Raw genomic sequence first — 18,771 nt, 5'->3', positions numbered from 1 at the left:
AAGAAACCGCTGCCTCGGCAGCGGTTTTTTTGGCTTCGAAAACCCTGCTGTCTCCGGTGCGCTCCTTAACTGGTGTTTGGCGCATCAACTGCTGGCACAATGCCTGTTTTCATGTCTACGCCGGAGCCTCCGTGTCTCGTCAGAGCGCACGCTTGTTCAGTCATTTCTATGCGCCGTTGGCATTGTTGCTCGGTGGACTGGCGGCCGCTCGGCAGCCGCATCTCAACGAGTTCTTCACTTCCCTCTTCAATGTACTGCCGACTGTTCTGTTGCTGCTCGGCGCGGCGTTCTGCATCGCCTATGCACGGATTCGAGAGACCTGTCTGCTGGCGGTGACCTACCTGAGCTATTTCCTGCTTGATACCCAGGTCGATCATTACCGCCTCTCCGGCACGCTGTTGCCTGAGGCCGCGCTGACCTTTCATCTCTGCTGCCTGCTATTGCCGACGCTATACGGACTGTATGCGCTGTGGCACGAGCGTACGCATCTGTTGCAGGACGGGCTTGCGCGTCTGGCGGTATTGTTTGCGGTGGTGGTGTCAGCCCTGGCCCTAGCGCGGCGGTTCCCAGATGCGATGCTCGATTGGCTGTCAGAGATCCGCTGGCCGTTCCTGCAGGCGGACTGGCTGCAGCTTATCCAGCTGGCCTATCCGGTATTTCTGGTTGCCCTGTTGGGGCTGCTGATCCAGTACCTGCGGCGTCCGCGACCGGTGCACGCCGCCCAGCTGGTGGTCCTGGCGGGTCTGCTGCTGATGCTGCCGCAAGTGTTCAGCCGTCCGGGTGCGCTCAACGTGTTGAGCAGCGTGATGATGCTGGCCCTGGTGGTGTCGATTGCGCAGGAGGCTTACCAAATGGCGTTCCGTGACGAGCTGACCGGCCTTCCGGGACGCCGGGCACTCAACGAGCGTTTGCAACGGCTGGGGCGGCACTACGTCATTGCCATGGCTGACGTGGATCGCTTCAAGGCGTTCAACGATACCCACGGTCACGATGTCGGCGACCAGGTGCTGCGGCTGGTGGCGAGCCGATTGCGCAAGGTTGGCGGCGGCGGGCGTGCGTACCGTTACGGCGGTGAAGAGTTCGCGTTGGTGTTTCCCGGGCGTGATCTACAACACTGCCTGCCACACCTGGAGGCGGTCCGGCAGGCGGTTGAAAGCTATCCCATGCAGCTGCGCGACAAAACCAGCCGGCCGAAGACCGCCGAGCAGGGTCGGCAGCGTCGCGATGTCGGTGCGGCTGGCACAGTTTCGGTGACCATCAGTATCGGTGCTGCCGAGCGTCTGGCGACGCAGCGCACACCGGACGAGGTCATCAAGACCGCAGATCAGGCGCTCTACAGCGCCAAGGGCGCCGGCCGTAACTGCATCCGAGCGCACGGCGATAACCGTCGTGGTGCCGTGCGCGCTAAAAGGCAGACGACCAGCGCTTGACCAGTTATGACGGCGCATTCATCGCCTGTAATGTGATTGTTGAAGGGGTCGGACTACCAGTAGCGTGCCTGTGATAACAACGCACCGCGCCGCCTACTGGAGAACCCTATGCCCGCTTACAAGGCCCCCTTGCGTGATATGCGCTTTCTGATCGATGAAGTGTTCGATTTTCATGGCAGTTACGCCGCCAACGGTGCCGACGACGCCACGCCGGACATGGTCAGTGCCATCCTCGAGGAGGGCGCCAAGTTCTGCGAGCAGGTTCTCGCGCCGCTGAATCGCAGTGGTGACGAGGAGGGCTGTCATTTTGAAAGCGGCGTGGTGACCACACCCAAAGGGTTCAAGGAAGCCTTCGCTCAGTACGCCGAAGGCGGCTGGATGGGCCTGGCCTCGGACCCGACCTACGGTGGCCAGGGCCTGCCGCATTCGCTGGGGCTGGTCATCGGGGAAATGGTCGGTTCGGCCAATACGTCCTTTGGCATGTATCCGGGGCTGACCCACGGCGCGATGGCCGCGATCGGGGCCCACGGTACGGAACAACAGAAGCAGACCTATCTGACCCGCATGACCGAAGGTCGCTGGACTGGAACCATGTGTCTGACCGAGCCGCACTGCGGAACGGACCTGGGCATCATCAAGACTCGCGCCGTGCCGCAGGTGGATGGCAGCTATGCGATCAGCGGAACCAAGATTTTCATCTCCGCTGGCGAGCACGACATGAGCGAGAACATTGTGCATCTGGTGCTGGCCAAGCTGCCCGATGCGCCCGCTGGCACCAAGGGCATCTCGCTGTTTATCGTACCGAAGTTCATGCCCAACGCTGCGGGCGAAGCGGGCGAGCGTAATGGCGTCGTTTGTGGCTCCATCGAACACAAGATGGGGATCAAGGCGTCGGCCACCTGTGTGCTCAACTTCGACGGTGCTACCGGCTTTCTCGTCGGGGAGCCGAACAAGGGCCTGAACTGCATGTTCACCATGATGAATCACGCACGTCTCGGTACGGGCATGCAGGGATTGTGCAATGGCGAGGCGAGTTTCCAGGGCGCGATCCAATATGCCAACGACCGTTTGCAGATGCGTTCGTTAACGGGGGCGAAATTTCCCGATAAGCCTGCTGACCCAATCATCGTGCACCCGGACGTGCGCCGCATGCTGCTGACGATGAAGGCGTTCAACGAAGGCAACCGCGCCCTGGCCTACTTCACCGCGCAACTGCTCGATCAGACCCACAGCCCGGACGAAGCCAGGCGCCAGGAAGCCGAAGCACTGCTCGCGTTCCTCACGCCCATTTGCAAGGCCTTCATGACCGACACGGGGCTTGAGGTCACCAACCTGGGCATGCAGGTGTTCGGCGGCCATGGCTATATCCGCGAGTGGGGCATGGAGCAGCTGGTACGTGATTGCCGTATCGCGCCGATCTATGAAGGCACCAATGGGATTCAGGCGCTCGATCTGCTTGGGCGCAAAGTCCTGGGCAGCCAGGGCAAGCTGATGCTCGGCTTTACCAAGCTGGTGCATAAGTTCTGCGAAGCCAACGCGCAACATCCTCAGTTGCAGAGTCACGTAAGCCAGTTGGCTGACATCAACCGTGATCTGGGCGAGATCACCCAGCGGGTCGGCATGGCGGCGATGAAGAACCCGGACGAAGTCGGCGCGGCGTCGGTTGATTACCTGATGTACTGCGGCTATCTGATTCTCGGCTACCTCTGGCTGCGCATGGCCGTGGTAGCGCAGGGCAAACTGGATGCCGCAGAAGGCGATGCGGCCTTCTATCAGTCGAAGGTAACCACTGCGGAGTTCTACTTCGCACGGTTGCTGCCACGTACCTCCGCGCATAAAGCCGCGATTGGGGCCGGTAGCGCAAGCTTGATGAAGTTGGCGTCCAATCAATTCGCCTTCTAAGGCATCCCTCGGCCGAGCCCGCCATGTGCGGGCTTTTTATATCGATTCGAGGCAGGTTCATGCCAGTCACCTGGGTGCTGGCAGGCATGACCGACTTGTCGAGACGAGAACCGATTGGTCATTTTAAGACGCTTCGGGCGACGATTAGTCTTCAGTTAGACTCGCGAAACTGCTGCGGCCAACCGGCCAGGCGATACGTTTTCTGCGAGGTCCTTTCCTATGGCTGACTACAAAGCGCCGTTGCGCGATATGCGATTCGTCCTGAACGAAGTCTTCGAAGCCCCGAAGCTCTGGCAGACGTTGCCAGCGCTGGCCGACGTCGTGGATGCGGAAACCGCTGAGGCCATTCTCGAGGAAGCGGGCAAGATCACCGCGAATACCATAGCGCCGCTTAACCGCAGCGGTGATGAAGAAGGTTGTCGCTGGGTCGATGGCGCGGTCAGCACACCGGCCGGCTATCCGGCGGCCTATCGCCTCTATGCTGAAGGCGGCTGGGTTGGTGTCGGCGGCGATCCAGCCTACGGCGGCATGGGCATGCCCAAGGCGATCTCGGCGCAGGTCGAGGAGATGATGAATTCAGCCAGCCTGGCGTTCGGCCTCTATCCGATGCTGACCTCTGGCGCTTGCCTGTCGATTTACGCCCACGCCAGCGAAGAGCTGAAGCAGAAGTATTTGCCGAACATGTATGCCGGTATATGGGCCGGCTCGATGTGCCTGACCGAGCCCCATGCCGGCACCGACCTGGGCATTATCCGCACCAAGGCCGAGCCCCAGGCGGATGGCACCTACAAGGTCAGCGGCACCAAGATCTTCATTACCGGTGGCGAGCACGATCTCACCGAAAACATTATCCATCTGGTACTGGCCAAGCTGCCCGATGCGCCGGCCGGCTCACGCGGCATTTCGCTGTTTCTGGTGCCCAAGGTCATGGTTAACGAAGACGGAAGCCTTGGCGAGCGCAACAGCCTGAGCTGCGGCTCGATCGAGCACAAGATGGGCATCCAGGCTTCGGCCACCTGTGTGATGAACTTCGACGGCGCCACCGGCTGGATGGTCGGCGAGCCGAACAAGGGCCTGGCCGCGATGTTCACCATGATGAATTACGAACGCCTGGGCGTCGGCATTCAAGGGTTGTCGACCGGGGAGCGCTCCTACCAGAGCGCCATCGAATACGCACGTGAGCGTATCCAGAGCCGCGCCCCGACCGGTCCGGTATCACAGGACAAAGCGGCCGACCCGATCATCGTGCATCCCGATGTTCGCCGAATGTTGCTGACCATGAAGGCGTTGAACGAGGGCGGTCGCGCTTTCTCCAGCTACGTCGCGCTGCAGCTGGACATCGCCAAGTTCAGCGATGACACCGACGCCCGCCAGCGCGCCGAAGCGCAGGTAGCGCTGCTGACGCCGGTAGCCAAGGCCTTCCTCACCGATATGGGGCTGGAGACTACCGTGCATGGCCAGCAGATCTTCGGTGGCCACGGCTTCATTCGCGAGTGGGGCCAGGAGCAGTTGGTGCGTGATTGCCGAATCACCCAGATCTACGAGGGCACCAACGGTATCCAGGCACTGGATCTTCTTGGTCGCAAGGTGGTGGGCAGCGGCGGTGAGCTCTACCAGGCGTTGGCTGATGAGATTCGGCGCTACTGTGCGGCAGCCGGCCCGGAACTCGGTGAGTTCGTCACGCCGCTCAAGGCCGCGCTGGAGAACCTGGACGCGCTCACCGCTTTCGTCCTCGACAGCGCGAAGAACAACCCCAATGAGATCGGTGCGGCCTCGGTGGAATATCTCCACGTATTCGGCTACACCGCCTACGCCTATATGTGGGCGCGGATGGCGGGCGCCGCGATCGGCAAGGAAGGGCAGGAGGATTTCTACGCGAGCAAGCTCGGTACGGCGCGGTTCTACTTTGCACGGTTGCTGCCGCGTATTCATTCTTTGAGCGCATCGGTCCGCGCCGGCAGTGATTCTCTGTACCTCCTGGACGCCGCTCAGTTCTGATCGGCTTAACCCGTACAGGCATAATGAAATTAATGCGCCATGACAGGGAACAATGCGCCACTACTCCAGTCATAGATCTGCACCGTTTGTAGCCAATGGCTTACACGCTGAACCCATGGATGAGTTGCGTGTAAGTAAATGCCTACAAACTGTGGTGCAAATTGCTACTACAGGTTTATCCGACCGGGCGGTAGTCTTTTGCGTTATGGACGCCGCGTAGGGAAGCGCATCGAAAAACACGGAAGCGTAGCGGAACGACGCCAGGAAGGCGCAAGTCACGGATGTCAGGATTCAGTCTGCAAAGGCCCCGCTTCGGCGGGGTTTTCTTTTTGAGTCGAAAATCGACGCCGTGCATTTGCAACGTTATGCCTCCGCCCAAGTATTAGTTCCCAGACCAGCCTCAAGCTGGCATGCACACGCCCGTGCCGCCGAGCCCACAATAACCACCTGGATTCTTCGCCAGATACTGCTGGTGGTAGGCCTCGGCGTAATAGAATGGCGGGGCTTCGGCGATTTCGGTGGTGATACTCCCTAGCCCGTGTCGGTTCAGTTCCGTCTGGAAGCTTTCTTCACTGATGCGTGCCGCCTGCAGTTGGGCGGTATCGAAGCAGTAGATCGCCGAGCGATACTGGGTACCGATGTCGTTGCCCTGGCGCATGCCCTGGGTCGGGTTGTGCGCCTCCCAGAACAGCCTGAGCAATTCGTGATAAGCAATCTGCTGCGGATCGAACACCACCAACACGGCTTCGGTATGTCCGGTGAGGCCGGAGCAAACTTCCTCGTAGGTAGGGTTCGGCGTGTGACCTCCGGCGTAACCCACGGCAGTGGTCCAGACACCGGGTTGCTCCCAGAACCGCCGCTCAGCTCCCCAGAAACAGCCTATGGCAAAGACCGCTTGTTGCAGGTGAGTCGGGAAGGGGGGCTGCAGCGGGTTGCCGTTGACGAAATGAGCAGCGGGCACGGGAACCGCGGTGGCGCGTCCAGGCAAGGCTTGTCCCGCATCTGGGAGTGCCTGTTTGTGTACGAGAATTTGCGAGCGCAGGGTCATGATGGTCCTCGTGCCTGATGGTCTTATGGGCTGCTGGAAGCCTAGGCTACCAAGCGACTAAAACCAACGCGCTTTACACCGATGGTGTGCTGACGAAAGGTCAGAGCCAATTCGTGTAGCGGCGGAGTGAGCTGAGCAGTTCTCGGCCAGGGATCGGCCTATCGAATAGATAGCCTTGGCCAATATCGCAGCGTTGGTGGCGCAGGAATGCCAGTTGCTCGGTGGTCTCGATACCTTCGGCGACCACCTTGAGATTGAGATTGCGAGCCATGGCGATCACGGCGGAAGTGATCTCGATATCGTCCTGGTTGCCGGGGATGTCTTTGATAAAGCTTCGGTCGATCTTGATCACATCGATCGGGAATTTCTTCAGGTAGCTCAGTGAGGAGTAGCCGGTACCGAAATCGTCCATCGCCAAGGTCACGCCCAGTGCCTTCAAGCCGATCAACTGTTGGCGAGTTTCCTCGGTGGCGTCGAGCAGCAGCCCCTCGGTCAGCTCCAGTTCCAGGCAGCCAGGGGGCAGCCGTTCTTCGGAAAGGATGGTGGCGATCGAACCGACGAGGTCTGGATCGGAAAACTGCTTCGGCGATAGATTGATTGCGATCTGCGGCGCACCGATACCCAGCGAAGCGAGCTGTAAGCCCATCCGGCACGCTTCGCGAGCCACCAACTTGCCAATAGGAATGATCAGTCCGGTCTCTTCGGCAACGCTGATGAACTGGTCTGGCTGGATCATGCCTTTTTCCGGATGATTCCAACGCAGCAACGCCTCCAGGCCCTGCAGGCGGCCGGTACGCAGACAAAGCTTTGGCTGGTAATAGACCTCAAGCTCGTTCTGCATCAGAGCGCGACGCAGGTTGTTCTCCACGAACAGCTTGTAGTTCGCCTCGGCGTGCAGGGCTTCGGTGAACACCTGGACCTGATTCTTTCCGTTGGCCTTGGCTCTGTGCAGCGCTTGCCCGGCGTGCTTCATCAGCGTTTCCGGGTCGCGACCGTGCAGGGGCGCGCAGGCCAGGCCCAGGGAGCCGCTGACACTGATCAGCTGTTTGTCGACGAACAACGGCTTGTCCAGGATGCGCAACACCTGATTCGCCAGGTGCTGGCCTTCTTCCAGGTCCATGTCGTCGAGCAGAAGGGCGAATTCGTTGCTGGCGAAACGCGCCAGTACAGTGTCCCGTTTCAGGCTGTTACGCAGACGTCGCGCAAGGCTGGCGAGCAGCTTGTCACCGGTCTGGTGGCCGAGACTGTCATTGATGCGCTTGAAGTTGTCGATGTCGACCAGCAACAGGCATAGATGCGGCGTCTGGTTGTTGGCGAAGCGCTCTTCGATGCTGCGGATGAAGAACGGGCGATTGCCGAGGCTGGTCAGGTTATCGGTATAGGCCAGGCGCTCGATACGCTGCTGCGCCAGCTTGCTCTGAGTGATGTCCTCATAGATACCGATGTAATGCGTCAGCTCGCCGTTCTCGCCATACACCTTGGAGATCGACAGCTGGCCCCAGTATGGTTCGAGGTCCTTGCGCCGGCTTCGGAACTCGCCCTGCCAGCTGTTGCTTTCGGCCAAGCTGGATGAGGAGTTGAACAGCAGCTGGCTGAGGTTGTCCAGCGTGGTCAGCTCGGTGAGGTGACGTCCACGGATTTCATCGGCAGCGTATTGAGTGATGGCCGAAAAACTAGGGTTCACATAATCGACAATGCCATTCTTGTCGACGAGGATGAAGGCGCTTGCACTCTGCTCCACCGCCCGCTGGAACAGATACAGAGTATGTGTGGCGCTGAGTCGTTGCTGGTTGGCCAGCACCTGCGCGTACTGATCTGCCAACTCACCGGCGAACGCCACCTCGTCTGCATGCCAGGCGCGGACGCTACCTGAATGCTCCAGGCAGAGCACGCCGATAACCTCACCGCCGACCCGGATGGTTGCATCCAGAATGGATGTGGTTCCCGGCATCTTGAACGAGCGGCCGGTCAGCTCCTGGGTGCGGGGATCCAGTTGAATGTTGGACACATCGATGGCTCGGCCACTGTGCAGCGACTCCATGTAGCGAGGGCAGGCGGATATATCCAGCGCTGGCGGATGTTCATGGCTGTCCTTGTCGCCTCGATGAACGGCAACGGCCGTGAGTTGATTGCCGTTCAGGTGCCAGATGGCGGCTCGCGCAATGCCATAGGCCTCGCTCGCGGCCTGGGTGATCAGCTGCGCGGCCTCGACCTGCGGGTTGGTCGAGCTATAGCGGTGCCGAGCCAGGCGTACGATCAGGCTCTGCTGTGTGCGGGATCGAATGAGGTGCTCGAGATGCACATCGGTGGTTTGCTGGTAGAAATCAGCCGAAAGTTCGGGCACCGAATCCGGTAAATGCTGCCGCGGCTTTGCTCCCGGGTGCGGCTCGATGATCAAGTAGCCACGGAGAATTTCTCGACCATACTGTTGGCAAAGCTCGCCGATCTCCAGCAGATCCAGCGCGCCCTCGGTCGTATGCAGACGGTAACGGATGGAATAGTGGCCCCGGATGGCCAGTTGTTCCTGAACGATGTCATGCGCCTGTAGGCGCACGGCTGGTTCCATCAGGCTGGCATATGGCGAATCGATCAGCGAGCACAGCTCGTGGGCCGGTTGGCCGAGGTGCCGTTCGCAAGCAGGATCGAGATAGAGCAATGCCCAGCTGGATTCGTTCAAACGCTCGAAACGCAGCATCCCGAGCCTGGAAGGCACTGGCAACTGCGTCACAACCTCGGTCGCCAGACGGCTGGCGGCATCGGTATGTATTTTCATCGAGCGGTTTGCTTCCAGTATGCTGCGGGAGTCGCTTCGCTAGCCGCAATCTACGGCGTTTTAGCGGCGAAACGATGGCTAAATAATATTAGATACGGCAAGGGTGCATCATGCGACAGGGACTGACAAGCCGACTTTCGAAGTTACTTCTGATCACGCTTCTTCTAGGCTCCAGCTTACCGCTACAAGCGGTTGAATCGAATACTCTGGATTCAGCTGAATCAGCCAGTTACCTGGCCGGGTTGAAGGCACTGTACCTCACCTCGGATGAACGCAAAGCCCTGCTTTCCCATAGCAATGCCTTGCTGGAAACCCACGCGCTGAAGGCTGCGTATCAGGTCGGTCAGGCCAATCCGCAGGATCTGAATTATCGCCTGAGCGTGGGCGCGCCAGGGGAGTTGCGAATTCGTGAGGAGCGACGCGGTGCCTCGGGCAATATCGCCGTACGCAACCGCAGTCTTTCGGTATTCGGCATGGATCCTTACCTACAATATCAGTGCCCGCCGCAGGGCATCGTTTGCGTTTTTGCCAGCCCGGCGGGAGGTGAGCCCTGGCTGACTATTCTGCGTGACCCCGAAGGCGCCGAAGCGCTGGCGAAGGCCTTGTCTTTCCTGTTTCGTAATCTGCAGAAAGGCTGAGACGAGCCGCGCCTGGTGCCGGGGCTAACAGCTCAAAAAAAACCGCCGGAAGGCGGGTTTCTTTTATCGCTCAATGAATCACAGCAGCATCGTGCGGATATCCGCCAACAGCTCGGACAGGCGCTTGGTGAAGCGCGCCGCCGCGGCGCCGTTGATGACGCGGTGGTCATAGGACAGCGATAACGGCAGCATCAGGCGGGGCTGGAAAGCCTTGCCGTCCCACACTGGCTGCATGGTTGCCTTTGAAACGCCCAGAATCGCCACTTCCGGTGCATTGACGATCGGCGTGAAGCCGGTACCGCCAATGTGGCCGAGGCTGGAGATGGTGAAACAGGCGCCCTGCATGGCATCCGGCGACAGCTTCTTGGTGCGGGCCTTCTCGGCCAGCTCCGCCGCCTCGCCTGCCAGCTGCAGCAGGCTCTTCTGGTCGACGTTCTTGATGACCGGTACCAGCAGGCCGTCCGGCGTATCCACCGCAAAGCCGATGTGCACGTACTTCTTGCGAATCACTGCCTTGCCGCTAGGTGCGAGCGAAGCATTGAATTCCGGAAGTTCCTTGAGCAGGTGAGCACAGGCCTTGAGCAGAAGCGGCAGTACCGTCAGCTTGACGCCGGCCTTCTCCGCGACTGATTTCTGCGCAACGCGGAAGGCTTCCAGCTCGGTGATGTCCGAGGACTCGAATTGGGTCACGTGCGGCACGTTCAGCCAGCTGCGATGCAGGTTGGCGGCACCCACCTGCATCAGGCGGGTCATCGGTACTTCTTCGATTTCGCCAAACTTGCTGAAGTCAACCTCAGGAATCGGCGGGATACCCGAACCACCCGCGGCGCCTGCTACTGGGGCCTGCTTGGCCTTGTTCATCATGGTCTTGACGTAGGCCTGAACGTCTTCCTTGAGAATCCGCCCCTTCGGCCCGGTGCCCTGGACGTCGGCCAGTTCGACACCAAACTCGCGTGCGGTCATGCGTACTGCGGGACCAGCGTGCACCTTGGTGCCGGCCTTGCTCGGGCCGTTGACTGCCGGCGCTGGAGTCGCGGCGGCCTTGGCTTCCGGTACGCCTTGCTTGTTCGGTGCGACAGCCTGCTGCTGCGGTGCAGCCTCCTCGGGCCTGGCTGCGGGCTTTTTCGCCGGTGCGGCGCCTTTGACCTTGAGGGTCAGGATCAGGTCGCCGGTCTTGGCCTCATCACCGATCTTGAGCGACAGCGACTCTACGATGCCGGCCTTGGGCGCAGGAATCTCCATACTGGCCTTGTCCGATTCCAGCGTGATCAGCGATTGATCCGCCTCGACGCTGTCGCCGGCCTTGACCATTACTTCGATCACGTTCGCACTGCCGCTGGAGCCGATGTCCGGGATACGAACCTCTTCCACGGACTCGCCAGCGGCTTCGGCGGGTTCTTCCTCAGCCTGCTCGCTCAGCTGTTCCTTTGGCTCGCTCGCTGCCTGGCTTGCTGGCGTTTTGCTCGCTGCCGGCTTGCTTGGCGCTGCACCCTTGAGGACCAGGATCATGTCGCCGGTTCCGACTTCGTCGCCTACCTTGACCGAAATGCTTTCGACCACGCCCGCTGCTGGAGAGGGAATCTCCATGCTGGCCTTGTCGGACTCGAGCGTGATCAGCGGTTGCTCGGCCGCGATGGTATCGCCGGGCTTGACCGAAATCTCGATCACGCTGGCTTTGCCGGAGGAGCCGATATCCGGCACCTTGATGTCCTGAGACTCGCCTTCCTCAGCGGAGGCCGACGGATCCTCATCGCCGGACGGCGTGGACGCTTCGGCTTCGTCTGCCGGGCCGCCGGTAGCTGCGCCCGCTGGCTCGGCAGCGGCTGGTGCCGGCGCTTCTTCCTGGCCTTCCTCGCTTTCCAGCTCAAGCAGCTCGTCGCCTTCTTTCAAACGATCGCCCAGTTTGACCTTCAGGCCTTTCACCACGCCCGCCTTGGGCGCGGGAATTTCCATGCTGGCCTTGTCGGACTCAAGCGTCAGGATGCTCTGGTCGGCTTCGATGCGATCACCGACCTTGACGAACAATTCGATTACTTCACCCTCACCGCTGCCGATGTCGGGTACGCGTATGGTTTCACTCACAATAGGTTCTCCTGTGCGCACGCAGCATCAGCAATCCAGTGGATTGCGCTTCTCGGGGTCGATACCGAACTCGGTGATGGCATTGGCCACAACCTTGCGTTCGATGGCGCCGCGATCGGCGAGTGCCTGCAAGGCGGCGACGGCGACCCAGCGACGGTCGACTTCGAAGAAGTCGCGCAGCTTGGCGCGTGAGTCGCTACGACCAAAGCCGTCGGTTCCCAGAACCTGATACTCGCGGGACGGCACCCACTGACGGATCTGGTCGGCGAACAGCTTCATATAGTCGGTGGAAGCGATGACCGGCCCGTCTCGACCTTCCAGACACTGCTCGACATAGCTCTTGCGCCGCTCTTCGGTGGGGTGCAGGCGGTTCCAGTGATCGGTCGCCAGCCCGTCGCGACGCAGTTCGTTGAAGCTGGTAACGCTCCAAATGTCGGCACCGACGCCCATCTTGGCAAGGATATCCACCGCGGCGCGCACTTCACGCAGGATGGTGCCGGAGCCCAGCAGTTGCACGCGGTGCTTGAAGTCGCCTTTGGCTTCTTCGAGCAAGTACATGCCTTTGATGATGCCGTCTTCGACACCCTGCGGCATGGCCGGCTGCTGGTAGTTCTCGTTCATCACGGTGATGTAGTAGTAGACGCTCTTCTGCAGCTCCATCATCTCGTGCATGCCGTGATGCATGATCACCGCCAGCTCGTAGCCGTAGGTGGGGTCGTAGCTGCGGCAGTTGGGGATGGTGCTGGCGAGGATGTGGCTGTGGCCGTCCTCGTGTTGCAGGCCTTCGCCGTTGAGCGTGGTGCGCCCGGACGTGCCGCCCAGCAGGAAGCCGCGAGTCTGGGCATCGCCCGCCGCCCAGGCCAGGTCGCCGATACGCTGGAAGCCGAACATCGAATAGAAGATGTAGACCGGCAGCATCGGCTGGTTGTAGTTGCTGTAGGCGGTACCCGCGGCCATGAACGAGGAGAAGGCACCGGCCTCGTTGAGGCCTTCCTGCAGGATCTGGCCGTCCTTCTCTTCGCGGTAGTACATCACCTGATCGCGGTCGACCGGCTCGTACAGCTGCCCCACCGGCGAGTAGATACCGAGCTGACGGAACATGCCTTCCATGCCAAAGGTACGCGCCTCGTCGGCGAGGATCGGCACAATGCGCTTGCCCAGATCCTTGTCTTTGACCAACTGAGACAGGATGCGGCCGAAGGCCATGGTGGTGGAGATCTCTCGATCGCCGGAACCGTCCAGTACGGCCTTGAGGGTTTCCAGCGGAGGTGTCGGGATGCTGAAGCTCTTCGGTCGGCGCTGCGGTAGCGAGCCACCGAGCTTTTCGCGGCACTTGCGCAGGTACTTCATTTCCGCGCTGTCTTCGGCTGGACGGTAGAACGGCAGTTCTTCGAGCTGCGAATCGTTGACCGGGATATCGAAGCGATCACGGAATTTCTTCAGACTGTCGATATCGACTTTCTTGGTGTTGTGGGCGATGTTCTTCGCCTCACCGGCACCGGTGCCGTAGCCCTTGATGGTCTTGGCCAAGATGACTGTCGGCTGGCCCTTGTGGTTGACCGCCTGATGGTAGGCCGCATAGACCTTATAGGGGTCGTGACCGCCACGGTTGAGCTTCCAGACTTCCTCGTCGGACATGCTCTCGACGCGCTTGAGCAGTTCCGGGTCGGCGCCGAAGAAATGCTTGCGCACGTAAGCGCCGTCTTTGGCCTTGTAGTTCTGATATTCGCCATCGATTGCCTGGTCCATGCGGCGCTGCATGCGACCGTCTTCGTCGGCGGCGAACAGCGGGTCCCACAGGCGGCCCCAGACGACTTTGTTGACGTTCCAGTTGGCGCCTTTGAACACGCCTTCCAGTTCCTGGATGATCTTGCTGTTGCCGCGAACCGGGCCGTCCAGGCGCTGCAGGTTGCAGTTGATGACGAATACCAGGTTGTCGAGATTCTCGCGGCCGGCCAGGGAGATGGCGCCGAGGGTTTCCGGCTCGTCGCACTCTCCGTCACCGATGAAGCACCAGACGCGCTGCTTGCCTTTGGGAATGAAGCCGCGGTTTTCCAGGTACTTCATGAAGCGTGCCTGGTAGATCGCGGTGATCGGCCCCAGACCCATGGAAACGGTCGGGAACTGCCAGAAGTCCGGCATCAGGTGTGGATGGGGGTAGCTCGAGAGCCCCTTGCCATCGACTTCCTGGCGGAAGTTGAGCATCTGGTCTTCGGTCAAGCGGCCTTCGAGATAGGCGCGGGCGTAGATGCCAGGCGAGGCGTGGCCCTGGTAGTAGATCAGATCGCCGCCGTGCTCCTCGGTAGGAGCCTGGAAGAAGTAGTTGAAGCCGATGTCGTACAGCGTCGCGCTGGAGGCAAACGTAGAGATGTGTCCACCCAGGTCCGGGTCCTTCAGGTTGGCGCGCATCACCATTGCCAGCGCGTTCCAGCGAACCAGAGAGCGAATGCGTCGCTCCATGAACAGGTCGCCGGGCATCTTGGCTTCGCGGGTGACGGGGATGGTGTTGCGGTACGGCGTGGTGATGCCGTAAGGAAGTGGCGTGCCGCTGCGGGTGGCCAGTTCCCCCATCCGTGTCATCAGATAGTGGGCGCGGTCTTCACCTTCGCGGTCGAGTACTGACTCGAGGGCGTCCAGCCATTCCTGGGTTTCGACGGGATCGAGATCTTGCATGGCTTGCTCCAGGGCGGAAAGGCTTCCAGAATCGGTTGCCTGCTTCGCGGCCGGCTTTGTGGGCCGGGGCGTGTATGTTCTTGGATGATTGGGCCGGGGGTAGAACCGGCTCTGTAGTTTTACTACAAAACAACGGCCAATTCAGCCCCCTGTGACATTATTTAGTAGTAAAACTACAACATCGACGGTTCGATCTGGCTGGCTTACCTGCGCGCCAATGGCTCTAGCCTGGCGCTTCCGCTGTCCTGCTGCGGCTAAGGCGTTAAGGAACCTTATATGAGTTTGCCATCACGGGTTGCATTGCCGACATCGCTACTGCCATTGGTCAATCGTGCCGAGGAGTCGTTCCTCGGTTCGTTACGCGAATCGTCGGAGCAGGCACTCAGACGCTTTGATGCATGGCCTGCTGAGCGCCGTGACGCATTCGGCAGGGTCTGTGCCGCCAGCGACTACGTCGCCGAACAGGTTAGCCGAGATCCGGAAGTGTTGCTGCATCTGGCCGAGTCGGGCTTGCTGGAGCGCTCGTTGAAGGCCGGTGAGATGCGAGCGGCGCTTGCCGAGGTGCTCGCCGAGTGCACTGATGAAGACAATCTGGCGAGGCTGCTAAGGCGTTTCCGCAACCGTCAGCAGGTGCGAATCATCTGGCGAGATCTGACCCGCCAGGCGGATCTTGCCGAAACCTGCGGCGATCTGTCCGATCTGGCGGACGCCTGTATCGACCTGGCCTATCAGTGGCTGTACTCGCGGCATTGCGATCAGTTCGGCGTCCCGACCGGCCGACGCACCGGTAAAGCGCAGCAGATGGTGGTTCTCGGCATGGGCAAGCTGGGGGCGTGCGAACTCAATCTGTCTTCTGATATCGATCTGATCTTCGGCTACCCGGAGGGCGGCGAGACCGTTGGGGCGAAACGGTCGCTGGATAATCAGGAATTCTTCGTTCGCCTCGGCCAGCGGCTAATCAAAGCGCTCGATGCGCCGACCGTCGACGGTTTCGTATTTCGTGTGGACATGCGCTTGCGGCCCTATGGCTCGTCCGGCTCGCTGGTGTTGAGTTTCAACGCGCTCGAGCAGTACTACCAGGATCAGGGGCGCGACTGGGAGCGCTACGCAATGATCAAGGCGCGTGTGGTGGCTGGCGACCAGACGGCTGGCAAGGAGCTGCTGGATATGCTGCGGCCATTCGTTTATCGGCGCTACCTCGACTTCTCGGCCATCGATGCGCTGCGCACGATGAAGCAGCTGATCCAGCAGGAAGTGCGACGCAAGGGTATGGCGGCCAACATCAAGCTGGGCGCCGGCGGCATCCGTGAAGTGGAATTCATCGCCCAAGCCTTCCAGCTGATCCACGGTGGGCGCGATCTGAGTTTGCAGCAGCGGCCCTTGTTAAAGGTGCTGGCAACGCTGGCCGGGCAGGGTTACCTGCCGCCTGCTGCGGCCGAAGAGCTGCGCGAGGGCTATGAGTTCCTGCGCTACACCGAGCATGCGCTGCAGGCCATCGATGACCGTCAGACACAGATGTTGCCGGACAATCAGATCGATTGCGATCGCATCGCCTTTATGCTCGGGTTCGACAGCTGGAAGGCGTTCCATGAGCGCCTGTTGTATTGGCGTGGCCGGATCGACTGGCATTTTCGTCAGGTGATCGCCGATCCTGATGAGGATGAAAATGCCGAAGGCGAGGCGCTGGTCGGCGGCGAGTGGTTGCCCTTGTGGGAGCAGGACTGGGACGAAGAGTTCGCCTGCCGCCAGCTGAGCGATGCCGGTTTCCGCGACGGTTCGGCCGCCTGCCAGCGCCTAGCCGCACTGCGCAGCGCCAATCAGGTGCGAACCATGCAGCGGCTGGGGCGGGAACGGCTAGACGCCTTTATTCCTCGTCTGCTCGCCCAGGCCGTCGAGCAGGACGATCCTGATCTGGTGCTGGAGCGGGTCCTGCCGCTGATCGAAGCAGTGGCGCGGCGCTCGGCCTATCTGGTTCTGCTGACGGAAAACCCCGGTGCGCTGCAGCGGTTGCTGGAGCTTTGCGCCGGCAGCCCCTGGATTGCCGAACAGATCGCACGCTTCCCCCTGTTGCTCGATGAGTTGCTCAACGCCGGGCGTTTGTTCAGTCCACCCCAGGCGCCGGAGCTCGCGGCCGAATTGCATGAACGGCTGGCGCGGATTCCCGAGGACGATCTCGAACAACAGATGGAGGCGCTGCGGCATTTCAAACTGGCGCACCGGCTGCGTGTGGCGGCTTCGGAAATTGCCGGGACCTTGCCGCTGATGAAGGTCAGCGATTACCTCACCTGGCTTGCCGAAGCGATCCTCGAACAAGTGCTGGCGCTGGCCTGGCGGCACACGGTCGCTCGCCACGGCCAGCCGCAGCGCGTTGATGGCGAGCTTTGTGATCCGGCTTTCATCATCATAGGCTATGGCAAGGTCGGGGGTATCGAGCTCGGCCACGGCTCCGATCTGGATCTGGTATTCATTCACGATGGCGATGCCAATGCCGAAACCGACGGCGCCAAACCCATCGATGGCGCACAGTTCTTCACTCGCTTGGGGCAGCGCATCATTCATTTGCTGACCACCCAGACGACCTCCGGCCAGCTCTACGAAGTCGACATGCGGCTGCGTCCGTCCGGTGCCTCCGGGCTGCTGGTCAGTTCTCTGAGTGCGTTCGATCGCTACCAAAGCCAGGAGGCCTGGACCTGGGAACACCAGGCGTTGGTGCGCGCGCGCGTGCTGGTGGGTTGCCCGCAGCTGTCGGCGGATTTCGAGAAGGTACGGGCCGCCGTGCTGGGGCGTCCGCGTGATTTCGAGCAGCTGCGCCGAGAGGTCAGCGAGATGCGCGCGAAGATGCGCGACAACCTCGGCACCCGTACGACGCAGGCGGGCCTCGCTGACAAGGCCTTCGAGGCGCAGGGCGAGTTCAATCTCAAGCAGGATGCAGGTGGTATCGTGGATATCGAATTTATGGTGCAATACGCGGCTTTGGCGTGGTCGCACCAGCATCCGCAACTGCTGCGCTATACCGATAACATCCGCATTCTCGATGGGTTGGAGCAGGCCGGGTTGATGACCGGCGATGAGGTTCGGCTGCTGCAGGATGCCTACAAGGCATACCGTGCTGTTGCCCACCGGCAATCACTGCAAAAACTGACCGGTGTGGTGAGTGGGGATCAATTTCATGACGAGCGTCGCGCGGTGATGCGAATCTGGCGTGAGCTGGGGCTCAGCTGATCTCGTCTGCAAACAGAGCTTTTATCGAATTCCGAGGTGGCAACAATGTCGATGGCCGATCGTGATGGCGTGATCTGGTATGACGGTGAGTTGGTACAGTGGCGCGACGCGACCACCCATGTGCTGACCCACACCCTGCATTACGGCATGGGCGTGTTCGAAGGTGTGCGCGCATATAACACACCGGCTGGTACGGCGATCTTCCGCCTGCAGGCGCATACCGATCGTCTGTTCGACTCGGCGCATATCATGAACATGCAGATGCCGTACTCGAAGGAAGAAATCAACGAGGCGACTCGTGCCGCCGTGCGCGAAAACAACCTGGAGAGCGCCTACATCCGGCCGATGGTCTTCTACGGATCCGAAGGCATGGGCCTGCGCGCCAGCGGCTTGAAGGTACACGTCATCGTTGCCGCCTGGCACTGGGGCGCCTATATGGGCGACGAAGCGCTGGAGCTGGGCATCAAGGTGCGTACCAGTTCCTTCACCCGTCACCACGTCAACATCAGCATGACCCGTGCGAAATCCAATGGCGCCTACATCAACTCCATGCTGGCGCTGCAGGAAGCCATTTCGGGCGGAGCCGACGAAGCGTTGATGCTGGATCCGGAAGGCTACGTGGCGGAGGGTTCAGGCGAAAACATCTTCATCATCAAGGACGGCGTGATCTACACCCCGGAAGTCACCGCCTGCCTCAACGGCATTACCCGTAGCACCGTACTGACTCTGGCCGACGAGCTGGGCATCAAGGTGGTCGAGAAGCGCATCACCCGCGATGAGGTCTATATCGCTGACGAAGCCTTCTTCACTGGCACCGCCGCGGAAGTCACCCCGATTCGTGAAGTTGATGGGCGCAACATCGGCATTGGCCGACGCGGTCCGGTCACCGAGCGCATCCAGAAGGCCTATTTCGATCTGGTGTCCGGCAAGACTGAAGCCCATGCCGAATGGCGGACGCTGGTCAAGTAAGCCGCTAGCTGGAAGCCAGAAGCTGGAAGAGCGAAC

General features: G+C 60.7%; 10 protein-coding genes. 6 read left to right on the top strand and 4 right to left on the bottom strand.

What is annotated here, in order from left to right; all coding sequences use genetic code 11:
* Positions 1 to 131 precede the first annotated feature (131 nt).
* From DQ405_RS11685 to DQ405_RS11675, 3 genes are all read left to right on the top strand, one after another.
* On the top strand, positions 132 to 1,430 hold the full coding sequence (locus DQ405_RS11685) for a diguanylate cyclase (RefSeq protein WP_168424382.1): 1,299 nt from the start codon (positions 132 to 134) through the stop codon (positions 1,428 to 1,430).
* A 108-nt stretch (positions 1,431 to 1,538) separates the two neighbouring features.
* Positions 1,539 to 3,332 carry an acyl-CoA dehydrogenase C-terminal domain-containing protein gene (locus DQ405_RS11680; RefSeq protein ID WP_168424381.1) on the top strand — a complete coding sequence of 598 codons (1,794 nt, stop codon included), beginning with the start codon at positions 1,539 to 1,541 and terminating at the stop codon, positions 3,330 to 3,332.
* A gap of 219 nt (positions 3,333 to 3,551) precedes the next feature.
* Entirely contained in the window at positions 3,552 to 5,330 is a 1,779-nt protein-coding gene (locus tag DQ405_RS11675; RefSeq protein ID WP_168424380.1) for an acyl-CoA dehydrogenase C-terminal domain-containing protein, read from the top strand.
* Between the two features lie 400 nt (positions 5,331 to 5,730).
* On the opposite strand, the gene msrA is transcribed toward DQ405_RS11675, so the two are convergent.
* Complete coding sequence (msrA, locus tag DQ405_RS11670; protein ID WP_168424379.1) at positions 5,731 to 6,378, bottom strand: peptide-methionine (S)-S-oxide reductase MsrA; 648 nt, start codon at positions 6,376 to 6,378, stop codon at positions 5,731 to 5,733.
* Positions 6,379 to 6,478: 100 nt separating this feature from the next.
* Positions 6,479 to 9,151, bottom strand: coding sequence for a sensor domain-containing protein (locus tag DQ405_RS11665; RefSeq protein ID WP_168424378.1), 2,673 nt, complete (start codon positions 9,149 to 9,151; stop codon positions 6,479 to 6,481).
* A 110-nt stretch (positions 9,152 to 9,261) separates the two neighbouring features.
* On the opposite strand from DQ405_RS11665, the gene DQ405_RS11660 reads away from it, so the two are divergent.
* Complete coding sequence (locus tag DQ405_RS11660) at positions 9,262 to 9,789, top strand: hypothetical protein (RefSeq protein ID WP_168424377.1); 528 nt, start codon at positions 9,262 to 9,264, stop codon at positions 9,787 to 9,789.
* A 78-nt stretch (positions 9,790 to 9,867) separates the two neighbouring features.
* On the opposite strand, the gene aceF is transcribed toward DQ405_RS11660, so the two are convergent.
* A complete protein-coding gene (aceF, locus tag DQ405_RS11655) occupies positions 9,868 to 11,871 on the bottom strand; it encodes a dihydrolipoyllysine-residue acetyltransferase (RefSeq protein WP_168424376.1) in 2,004 nt (667 codons plus the stop codon).
* Positions 11,872 to 11,898: 27 nt separating this feature from the next.
* The gene (gene aceE, locus DQ405_RS11650) at positions 11,899 to 14,544 is read right to left on the bottom strand and encodes a pyruvate dehydrogenase (acetyl-transferring), homodimeric type (RefSeq protein WP_168424375.1); all 2,646 of its coding nucleotides are present in this window, start codon (positions 14,542 to 14,544) and stop codon (positions 11,899 to 11,901) included.
* 276 nt (positions 14,545 to 14,820) lie between these two features.
* Between aceE and glnE the strand changes: the two genes are divergently transcribed.
* Together glnE and ilvE are read left to right on the top strand one after the other, a co-directional pair.
* Positions 14,821 to 17,766 (top strand): bifunctional [glutamate--ammonia ligase]-adenylyl-L-tyrosine phosphorylase/[glutamate--ammonia-ligase] adenylyltransferase, encoded by a 2,946-nt coding sequence (glnE, locus tag DQ405_RS11645; protein ID WP_168424374.1) that lies wholly within the window; start codon positions 14,821 to 14,823, stop codon positions 17,764 to 17,766.
* A gap of 45 nt (positions 17,767 to 17,811) precedes the next feature.
* Complete coding sequence (gene ilvE, locus DQ405_RS11640) at positions 17,812 to 18,735, top strand: branched-chain-amino-acid transaminase (protein WP_168424373.1); 924 nt, start codon at positions 17,812 to 17,814, stop codon at positions 18,733 to 18,735.
* Positions 18,736 to 18,771 lie beyond the last annotated feature (36 nt).

The sequence above is a fragment of the Pseudomonas sp. SST3 genome, assembly GCF_003325755.1.
Note: the sequence above shows the minus strand (reverse complement) of the source record. Positions and strands in the feature narration are given on the sequence as shown.